The sequence below is a fragment of the Micromonospora sp. RV43 genome (genome assembly GCF_001029515.1).
In the GTDB taxonomy this organism is placed as follows: domain Bacteria; phylum Actinomycetota; class Actinomycetes; order Mycobacteriales; family Micromonosporaceae; genus Micromonospora; species Micromonospora aurantiaca.
In genome coordinates this window covers 134046-140663 of the sequence record NZ_LEKG01000002.1, presented here as the reverse complement: position 1 = coordinate 140663, position 6618 = coordinate 134046, and the positions used below count along the sequence as shown (strand labels likewise).

Annotated in this window: 7 protein-coding genes; 1 reads left to right on the top strand and 6 read right to left on the bottom strand. The window is 73.9% G+C overall.

Features of this window, described 5'->3' with window-relative positions; genetic code table 11:
• Nucleotides 1-122: 122 nt before the first annotated feature.
• Nucleotides 123-572 (bottom strand): hypothetical protein, encoded by a 450-nt coding sequence (locus ABD52_RS01730; protein ID WP_013289310.1) that lies wholly within the window; start codon nt 570-572, stop codon nt 123-125.
• 143 nt (nt 573-715) lie between these two features.
• Complete coding sequence (locus ABD52_RS01725; protein WP_013289309.1) at nt 716-1453, bottom strand: hypothetical protein; 738 nt, start codon at nt 1451-1453, stop codon at nt 716-718.
• A gap of 162 nt (nt 1454-1615) precedes the next feature.
• On the opposite strand from ABD52_RS01725, the gene ABD52_RS01720 reads away from it, so the two are divergent.
• Nucleotides 1616-2830, top strand: coding sequence for an arginine deiminase (locus ABD52_RS01720; protein WP_013289308.1), 1215 nt, complete (start codon nt 1616-1618; stop codon nt 2828-2830).
• Nucleotides 2831-2840: 10 nt separating this feature from the next.
• Here the strand turns inward: ABD52_RS01720 and ABD52_RS01715 are convergent, their stop codons facing one another.
• The 4 genes from ABD52_RS01715 to ABD52_RS01700 all read right to left on the bottom strand — a co-directional run bounded on the left by ABD52_RS01715 (nt 2841) and on the right by ABD52_RS01700 (nt 6615).
• Nucleotides 2841-3725, bottom strand: coding sequence for a DUF5926 family protein (locus tag ABD52_RS01715; protein WP_013289307.1), 885 nt, complete (start codon nt 3723-3725; stop codon nt 2841-2843).
• An 86-nt stretch (nt 3726-3811) separates the two neighbouring features.
• Complete coding sequence (locus ABD52_RS01710; protein ID WP_047890520.1) at nt 3812-4261, bottom strand: ATP-binding protein; 450 nt, start codon at nt 4259-4261, stop codon at nt 3812-3814.
• A 31-nt stretch (nt 4262-4292) separates the two neighbouring features.
• Nucleotides 4293-5747, bottom strand: coding sequence for an ATP-binding protein (locus ABD52_RS01705; protein ID WP_013289305.1), 1455 nt, complete (start codon nt 5745-5747; stop codon nt 4293-4295).
• 76 nt (nt 5748-5823) lie between these two features.
• Nucleotides 5824-6615 (bottom strand): glycerophosphodiester phosphodiesterase family protein, encoded by a 792-nt coding sequence (locus ABD52_RS01700; RefSeq protein ID WP_047890519.1) that lies wholly within the window; start codon nt 6613-6615, stop codon nt 5824-5826.
• Between the last annotated feature and the right edge of the window lie 3 nt (nt 6616-6618).

Here is a 6618-nt window from a genome sequence, read left to right as displayed (position 1 = left end):
GGCGTGGGGTGCGGGGCACGGGGGCGTCCTCGGGCATCGAGGGATGTCGTCGTGTGGTGGGGCCGAGGCCATCGTAGGAGGATGACCGGCCCGGGGTGAAGGGCGCCGGGTCTCGTCGCGGGTCAGACCGCGGAGAGGAAGGTGAGCGAGCCGGCCACCGCGCCGTCGGTGAGTACCGGCGTGGAGATGGCGTCGACCGTCCGGCCGGCGTCGGAGCCGGGCCCCTGAACCCGCAGCAGGCCGCGGGCGAGCCGCCCGGAGTGCAGCGCGAGCAGCGGCGGGATCTTGTCGGTCTCCTGCTCGGTCAGCTCGCTCGGGCTCGCCGTGAAGTCGACCAGGCGCAGGCCGCCCTCCAGCAGCGGCAGACCGATCACGTCCTCCGGGGCGCCCAGGCAGAGCAGGTCGCAGCCGGACGAGGAGATCGCCACGACAGTGGTGCCGGCGTCGATCAGCAGGCACGGCTCGGCGGCCCGGGAGACCATGCCGGACCACTGCCCGAAGTTGTCGGACTCCTGCTCGGTGGATGCCGCGGGCGCGAACACTTCCGAGAGTGAGAGTTCGACGTGGGCCACCGCGCCTCCTATGTACACCGACGGTCTGTCCACGCTAGCCGGTCGGTGCGGCGGAAGCATCGGCTGCCGGGCGGCCGGCGACGGCGCGGACCGACGGAACCAGTCGGGGCGGTGCCGTGGGCCGCGTGGCGTCGCCGGAGACGTTACCGGCGGGCGGCCTGCTTGTCAGCGGCCGTTCGGCCCTCGTCATACCACCGGTAGTCGGCGGTTGGACGGTACGTGCCGTTGAACCACGTCGCCGGCGCCTGCGCGACGCGGGAGAGCTTCTCGGCGGTGGCCGGGCTGATCCGGTTCCCACCGGCCACGAGCAGGCGGTCCAGCTCCCGGTGGGTGGCCATGAGGCAGTCCTTCGGCAGGCCGTAGACGCTGATCACCCCGGAGCCGACGAACGTCAGCACCGGGGTCACCGGGATCGGCAGGCCGACCGCGTCGGAGAGGGCCTTGCTGGCCCGCTTGGCGTCCCGGCGCGCCTCCGCCACGTACGGCGGGCGCTTGCCGTTGATCTGGACCACGTCTCCGGCCACGAGCACGCGGGCCCGGCCGTGGTCGGCGATGGTGACAGCGAACAGACCGCTCGGACCGATGGCCAGGAACCCGGCCCGGTCGTCGCGACCGCGGTCGAGCAGCATGTCCGCCGGGTCCGTCCGGGGCCACTCGATGACGTGCCACGCGGGACCGAGATGGTCGAGCTGGCCCAGGGCGCGGGCCCCTGCCGCTTCCAACCGGCGGGCCCCCCGCTCCGCCCGGCGACGCCGGGCCCACTCCAATGGAGTCGGTCGGGCCGGCTCGAGCACCGAGGTGGGCTCGACCCGGGAGTGCGGCACCGTGCGGGGCGGCAGTGCCCTGCTCGGTACGGCTCGACGAGCGGGAAAGACAGTCATCGCGACCTCCGGCAAAAGGTCTCTCGAAGTTATGTCTCCACTACCCTACGTTGCGCACCCGGGGGCTCGGCAAGTTGGACCGCCGGAGTGAGTGTGGATGAATGCCATATTCATCCACACTTCTTTTCCGGATGGTGCGCAAGCCTGCCCTAGGCTGCGGGAGTGACCCACTATGTGGACAGCGAAGTCGCCCGCCTCGGGACGGTGCTGCTGCACCGCCCGGGACCGGAACTGGCCCGCCTCACCCCGCGGAACAACGACAGTCTCCTCTTCGACGCTATCCCATGGGTGGGACGCGCGCAGGAGGAGCACGACGCGTTCGCGGCGGCGCTGCGGTCCCGCGGGGTCGAGGTGCTCTACCTGGCCGACCTGCTGGTCGAGACGCTCGCCGTGGCGGACGCCCGGGCCGAGCTGACCGACCGGGTGCTGCGGTCCCGCCGGCTCGGCCACACGCTGCGACGCCGGGTCGCCGACCATCTGGCGTACCTCGACCCGGCCGGACTGGCCGACGTGCTCACCGCCGGGCTCGCCCACGAGGAACTGCGGATCGGCGCCGACCGCCCCGGCGGTCTGGTCTGGACGCTCATGGACCGGCACGACTTCGTCATCGATCCGCTGCCCAACCTGCTGTTCACCCGCGACTCGTCGGTCTGGATCGGCGACCGGGTCGGTGTGACCAGCCTGGCCATGCCGGCCCGGCGGCGGGAGACCACGCTCACCGACGCGATCTACCGCTACCACCCGCGTTTCGTCGGCACCGAGTTCGTCTACCACCCCCGGCTGGAGCACCTGGAGGGCGGCGACGTGCTGCTGCTCGCGCCGGGCGTGCTCGCCGTCGGCGTCGGCGAACGCACCACCCCGGCCGGCGCGGAACGGCTGGCCCGGCAGGTGTTCGCGGCCGGGCTGGCGCACACCATCCTGGTGGTGCCGATCGCGCAGGAACGCGCCACCATGCACCTGGACACGATCTGCACCATGGTCGACGTCGACGCCGTGCTGATGTACGCGAACGTCGCCGACCAGATGTCCGCGTACACGGTCATCGCCGGCGCGGACGGCGACGACCTGCGGGTCGACGGGCCGGCGCCGTTCCTGCGGGCCGCCGCCGACGCGATGGACCTCGACCAGCTCCGGGTGATCGACACCGGCCTCGACCCGGTCACCGCCGAACGCGAGCAGTGGGACGACGGCAACAACACGCTCGCGATCGCGCCCCGGCTGTGCGTCGGCTACGAGCGCAACGTGGAGACCAACGCGCAACTGGAACGGGCCGGCATCGAGGTGATCGCCATCGCCGGGTCGGAGCTGGGCTCCGGGCGGGGCGGCCCGCGCTGCATGTCCTGCCCGCTGGTGCGGGAGAAGGGCGGGGCCGCCTGACCCGGAGACGTCAGCGCAGCGTCAGCTGCCGGCCGAGCAGGCCCTGGCGGGCCCGGCGGCTGGCCGCGTCGAGCGGCTCCCGCTCCGCGACCGCCTCGGCGTAGCGCTTGGCGAACTCCGCCACCGGCGCCTCCCACTCGGCGGCCGGGGTGTCCTCCGGCAGGTCCCAGACCGGCGCGAGGCGCCCGTGCGCCCGGAACATGCCCGCGAACTTCGTGTCGTCGCCGAGCGTCAGCGCGCCCGCCGCGGCGAGCCGGGACAGCGCGTCCAGCGCGGCGTCCTCGTCCTCCGGCAGGACCAGGCGCACGTGGGCCTTCTCCGGCACCTGACACCAGTACGCGGCCGGCGCGGCGGCCAGCTTGACGGTCGGGTAGATCGCCGAGTTGGCCCGCTCCAGGGACGCCTGGACGTTCGGGTCGTCGGCGGCGCCCGGGTCGAGCCAGAAGTCGAACCCGTCGTGCATGGTGATCTCCAGCGGGCCGTCCACCAGGATGTCCTGGAGGCGGGGGCCCGGCCCGGGCAGCGGCGGCACGCTCACCTGGCCGCCCGGCTCGGTGCGCAGCGCGGAGATCAGCGCGTCGGCCAGGTCACGGGAGACGTCGCCGGACTGCTGGTGCCGTTGCAGGCCGATGAAGACCCGCCCGTCGGGCTTGGTCATCGCCGGGGCGGCCATCGGCAGCACGGTGGCCAGCGTGACCGGCCGGTCGCCGTACTCCTCGATCAGTTCCGGGGTCAGCCGCAGCGGCGCGGACGCGGCCGGGACCAGCTCGCGCAGGGCGATCCACTCCGGCTCGTCCGTCAGGCCCTCGAACGGCCGGGGCACGAAGACGTCGCGCACCTTCTCCCGTTTCGGGGTGGCCTCGCCGGCCCGCTGGTTCTTCCGACGCTTGCTCATGCGCCCGCTCCGCTCCGCTCGCTCATGGCGAGACAGCCTAGAGGCCGGGTCTCGGCGGTGGGGGCCGGACCCGCCCGCCGCGTCGGTCAGCCGGCCGCGACCAGGTCGGTCCGCTGCGCCGGGACCGGGTCGAACCGCGCCCACACGCTCTGGCCCAGGCCGTCGCGCTCCACGCCCCAGCCGCTGGCGAGCCCGGCGACGATGTGCAGCCCTCGCCCGTCCGCCGCGTCCGGCGAGGCGGTACGCATGCACGGGCCGGCGCCTGATCCGCCGTCGGTGACCCGGAGTTCGACGCTCGGCCCCTGCTCGGTCGGGCGCAGCCGCCAGGCGACCCGCACGACGCCGCCGGGCAGGGCGTCGGCGTGCCGGACCGCGTTGCCGACCAGTTCGGCGAGGACCGCGACCAGGTCGGCCACCAGGACCGGGGGTACGACACCGGTCAGCTCGTCGGCGAGCCGGTGCCGGGCCAGGCGCGCGCCGGTGGGGTCGTGGGACACCACCACGCACCACGACCGTTCGGCCGGACCAGTCGACACGTCGTTCCTTCCCCGCCCGTGAGCGCCCCGGTCAACCCCGGGGCAGCCGCACCTCTGCGACCGTACCGCCACCGGCTCTGGGCCGGAGGGATACCCATCCATTCTGCTGTTCAACGATCTGGCGGACGAGATAGAGACCGAGCCCGGCGCCGGGATACCGGCGGCGGTCGCCGGACTCCCCCTGCCAGAACCGGTCGAAGGCCCGCTCCACGTGTTCCGGCCGGATGCCGATGCCCCGGTCGGCCACCCGGAACGAGACGGTCCGCTCGTTCGCCTCGGCGGTGATCTCGATCGGCGTGTCCGGCAGCGAGTACTTCCCGGCGTTGGTGCCCAGTTCGGTGAGCACCGTGGCGAGGCTGTGCCGGTCGCCGAGCGCCTTGGGCAGGTCGCCGGGCAGGTCGAGCACGACCCGGTGCCGGACGTCCGCCGGCAGGTCCACCACCGCCGCGCGTAACGCGTCGACCAGGTCGAACGGCGCGGCCGGTTCGCCACCGGGACGGTTCTCCGTGGCGGCGGTCAGCAGCCGGTCCACCAGGCGGGCCAGTTCGTTGGCGCGCTGGCCGATGATCCGGGCGGCCTGCCTGCGGTCGCCGTCGCTCAGCGAGTCCCAGTGGTCGGTGAGCGTGTCCGCGTACCCCTTGATGACGGTGACCGGCGTCCGCAGCTCGTGGCTGGTCACCGCGACGAACAGGTCCCGGTCGTGGTCGCGCCGCTGCTGGTCGGTGGTGTCGCGGAAGCTGACCACGCGCAGCGCGTTCGGTCCGGGCAGTTCGCCGGAGGTGATCCGCAGCCAGCGGCCGTCCGGCAGCCGGTGGTCGAGCACCTGGCCGGGTGGCGGCAGCGGGAACGGCAGCGGCCGGCTCAACGCCTCGTCCGCCGGCCGGCCGGTCACCTCGACCGCGGCCGGGTTCCAGAGCCGGACACGTCCGTCCCGGTCCACCACCGCGAGGCCGTCGGCGAGCGCCGCCACGACCGGGCCGTCCCCGTGTACGGGCAGGCCGGTCTGGTCGCCGTACATGTGGGCGATGCAGGCGGCGATGTAGCCGATGACGGCACGTTGCGAGGGTTGCAGCGGCTCGCCCAGCGGGTAGAGCGCGTGCAGGCTGCCGACTGTCAGCCCGCCGACCTCGGCACGTGCCACGATCATCCGGCAGAGGCCCCGGCCGGCGACCTCGACGGCGAGCGCGCCCGGGATCGCGTCGACCCGGACCTCCCGCACCGGCGGGCCGGCGAGCAGGCAGACGGTGGCGGGGTCGGTGGCGGGCAGCGGGCGGCCGAGGACGAACTCGGCGCTGCCGGTCGCCGCGATCACCCGTCCCCCGGCCGGGGTGAACTCCACGAAGACCAGACCGGCGGCGCCGACCGCCGGTTCGACCTCGCGGAGCAGGCGGGTGAGCACGGCGAGACCTGACTCGCCCGAGTTGATCATGTTGATCACTGCGGTGTGGCCGGCGATGAAGGCGGGGTAGTCGGTTCGCTCCGGCATGTCCCGAGTGTGCCGCGCCGCCCGCGTCCGTGACACCCCCGGCCGGTCGACCGTCCCCGGTACCGATCGACGGGACTCACCGGCCCAACCGGGCCAGCGCGTGGGCCGGCCGGTCCGTGATCACCCCGTCCACGCCGGCTTCGAGCACGAGTTCCAGGTCCTCCGGCTCGTTGACGGTCCAGACGTACACCGAGTTGCCGGCGGCGCGCAGCGCGGGCACCAGCCGCGGGCGGGCCCGGACGAGGTCCACACCCGGGCCGGCGATCCGGCTGCCGAACGGCAGCCGGCCCAGCGGCAGCAGACGCGGCAGCATCTCCAGCAGCAGCACGGTGGGCAGCGCCGGGGCGAGTTCCCGGACCCGGCGTACGGCGAGCGGCGAGAACGACATCACCGTCACCTGGACGGGATGGTCCGGGCGGGGCTCGGCCAGCCCGTACCGGCGCAGCATCTCGACCAGGCGGCGCTCGACCTCGCCCCGGTAGCGGGACGGATGCTTGGTCTCGATCAGCAGCCGGACCGACCGCCCGGCGGCCAGCACCGCGTCGAGCAGCCGCTCCAGCGTGAGCAGCCGGGTGTGCGACTCGTCCAGCGGCGCGTCGTCCTCGGCGAGCGTCGCGGCCCGGTGCCAGGAGCCGAAGTCCAGCGCCTCCAGTTCGGCGAGCGTCCGCGCGCTGACCAGCCCGCGGCCGTTGCTGGTGCGGTCCAGCCGGCGGTCGTGCACGCAGACCAGATGCCCGTCACGGGTCAGCCGGACGTCGCACTCCAGCCCGTCCGCGCCCTCGTCGAGGGCGCGCAGGTAGGCGGCGAGCGTGTGTTCCGGCAGGTCGTACGAGGCGCCGCGATGGGCGAAGACCAGGGGGACGGTCATGGC

Bases quoted from the DNA above. Each gene is read 5' to 3' on its own strand.
- ABD52_RS01725 (WP_013289309.1), bottom strand. From the start codon at position 1,453: ATGACTGTCTTTCCCGCTCGTCGAGCCGTACCGAGCAGGGCACTGCCG.
- ABD52_RS01715 (WP_013289307.1), bottom strand. From the start codon at position 3,725: ATGAGCAAGCGTCGGAAGAACCAGCGGGCCGGCGAGGCCACCCCGAAA.
- ABD52_RS01705 (WP_013289305.1), bottom strand. From the start codon at position 5,747: ATGCCGGAGCGAACCGACTACCCCGCCTTCATCGCCGGCCACACCGCA.
- ABD52_RS01700 (WP_047890519.1), bottom strand. From the start codon at position 6,615: ATGACCGTCCCCCTGGTCTTCGCCCATCGCGGCGCCTCGTACGACCTG.